At 64.8% G+C, this 2,429-nt stretch carries 2 protein-coding genes; both read right to left on the bottom strand.

From position 1 onward, the window contains the following. Positions 1–1,166, bottom strand: a 1,166-nt coding sequence (locus EN879_RS32145) for a GNAT family N-acetyltransferase (RefSeq protein ID WP_127274530.1), incomplete at its 3' end; no start/stop codon positions are given. A gap of 12 nt (positions 1,167–1,178) precedes the next feature. Then, positions 1,179–2,408 (bottom strand): GNAT family N-acetyltransferase, encoded by a 1,230-nt coding sequence (locus EN879_RS32140; RefSeq protein WP_063168634.1) that lies wholly within the window; start codon positions 2,406–2,408, stop codon positions 1,179–1,181. Positions 2,409–2,429 lie beyond the last annotated feature (21 nt).

The following is a 2,429-nucleotide window of genomic DNA, read 5'->3' as shown; positions in this document are numbered from 1 at the left end:
GGGCGCGACCGCGTCATGCCTTCGACCCGGCTGCGCAACAGAATGGCTGCGTTCGCAGCCCTGCCCCGCACCGTCACCGGTTCGCAGATCTCGGCCAAAACCGAACTCGCGGCACCAATATGTTGCTTGTAGCCCTGGCCGCCGACCGACAGGTCGAAATAGTCGAAGCCCCGCTCGCATCCCCACATCATCAGCTTGCCCATCGTCGTCAGGCCGGGTGAGACATTGGCGACCGCGTTCTGGTCGATGCCCAGCAGGAGGGCGTGAAGTGTGCCTTTTCTGACCAGCACATAGATGGAGGCGAGCCAGGCTTCACCGACGCGTAGACCGAAGAGCCGCACAGATCCATTGGACAGGCCTTGCAGCGCCGCGGCGCGGTAGAAATCGACGACCGGGACCTGCGTCAGGAGGTCGAAACGCCCAAGCTCACGAAAACGCTTCAGCCGCAATTCCAGCAGCACATCCAGGAGCTCCTCGGTCAGATCAGGCGTGTCGGCCTCGACCAGAGCGAGGCCACCAAGCTGTTCGAAGCCGCGGCAATGCTTGCGGAAGGCCTTGGCAAAGGACGGCTTGCAGATCCGCTTGATGAGCGTCTCCGGGTCGCCGTGCAGGACGAGGCCGGAGGTGACCTGGATGGAGTCGCGCGCCACCGAAAGCAGTGCCAGCGGATTGACGAGGCCGTGGATCTGCTGCGGGATCCCCGCGATATGGATGCGATCCGCCGGTGGCAGAACGGCACGGACCGCCGCCCACATGGCGTCGGCACTCTGCCTGGTCCACGCTCTCCCATCCGCCAGCAGCGGCACCGAGTAGTCGCACACGCGGCAGCTCAGCCATTCGATGACGTGGTGGCCGAGGGCCCGGCGCCGCATCAGCGGCAGCAGCATGGCCGGCGCGCCGGTCATGGCGTCACTCACCTCGATGACGACCAGGTCCGCGTCCTTGGGCATCAGCCGTGCGGCGATTCCTTCGACCCAGGCATAGTGCTGATGGGCAGTGCAGACGCCGTGCGCCTCAAGCAGCAGCCATAGCAGCCTTACGGTATCGAAACTGGTGTGCAGCCGAGCCGTGAAGTGCGCGGTTGCATCAGCGTTGGCGACAGTCGGGGAAAACCGCCCACCGGGCAAATCCCTTATCGGAGTCGTTCGCGCCGCGTAGCTTGCCACATGCTTCTCCCGTCATTCCGATCCCCCACGCAGGCGCCGCAAGTCCCGCATCAGTCCCTGGAGCCTCTTCAGCAGCCGAGGTTTGGAGCGCACGAACACCTCGGTCCGGTTGCGGACCTCGATGGCTGCGCTCACGGCGCTGCCTCGCACCGTAATCCCGTGGCAAAGCTCGCGCAGGCCCGAACCCACGGCACCCATATGTTCCTTGTAACTCTGGTTGCCGACCGACAGGTCGAAATAATCGAAACCGCGGCCGCGCGCCCAGCTCATCAACTTGCCCATGATCAGAAGTCCCGGCGAGACATTGGGCACCGCGCCCTGATCGATTGAGATCAGCAGAGCATGAACGGTGACTTGATGGATCAGCAGGTATTGTACGGCGATCAGAGCTTCACCAACACGCAACCCGAAGAGCCGCACCGACCCATCCGACAGGCCCTCGAGAGCGGCGTTTCGATAGAAGTCGACAGCCGTCGCCTGCGTCAGCAGGTCGAAGCGGCCCAGTTCGCGAAAGCGGCTGAGCCGCATCCGGACCAGGCCGCCGAAGATGACCTCCACCAGGGCCGGCGTGTTGGCTTCGACCAGTTCCACGTCGCCAAGCCGTTCGAGGCGGCGCCAGTCCTTGTTGAAGGCCTTGACGAAGGATGGCCGGCATAGGCGCTTGAGCACGGTTTCCGGGTCGCCGTCGATGGCGAGGCCGAAGCTGGTATGCAGGGAATCGCGCGTGGCTGCGAGCAAGGCCAGAGGGTTGGTGACGCCGCTGATCGATTGCGGAATTCCCGTGATCTGGATGCGGTCCGCCGGCGGCAGCACGGAACGCACCGCAGCCCACGCGGCCTGCGCCGATTGCATCGTCCACGGGCTGGCATCTGCCAGCAGCGGTGCCGAATAGTCGCAAACGCCACAGCTCAGCCATTCGATCACCCGATGGCGGAAGGCCGGCCGCCGTATCAGCGGCACCAGCATTCGCGGCGCGCCCGTCACGGCATCGTTTACCTCCACGATGAGCAGTTCCGCACCTTCCGGCATTAGCCGCGCGACGATCCCCTCGGCCCAGGCATAATTCTGGTGGGCGGTGCACACACCGTCCGCCTGGAGGCGCAGCCAGAGCGGCCTCACCGCTTCCAAGCTGGTGTGGAGCCGCGCCGTGTAGGCATCGATGGCGACGACGGTGGCCGGATGGGAGGACTGGCCATCGGGCGAGCCGGTCACCGCAGCAATTTGCACCGCCTGGACTGCCATGTTTTTTCCTATCGCTTTGCC

It is taken from the genome of Mesorhizobium sp. M7A.F.Ca.AU.002.02.1.1 (genome assembly GCF_003998535.1).
Taxonomy (GTDB): domain Bacteria; phylum Pseudomonadota; class Alphaproteobacteria; order Rhizobiales; family Rhizobiaceae; genus Mesorhizobium; species Mesorhizobium ciceri.
The sequence above is the reverse complement of the archived record's forward strand: the minus strand, read 5'-3'. Positions and strand labels throughout refer to the sequence as shown.

Coding starts and splice junctions, on each gene's coding strand:
- EN879_RS32140 (WP_063168634.1), bottom strand. CDS start 2,408: ATGGCAGTCCAGGCGGTGCAAATTGCTGCGGTGACCGGCTCGCCCGAT.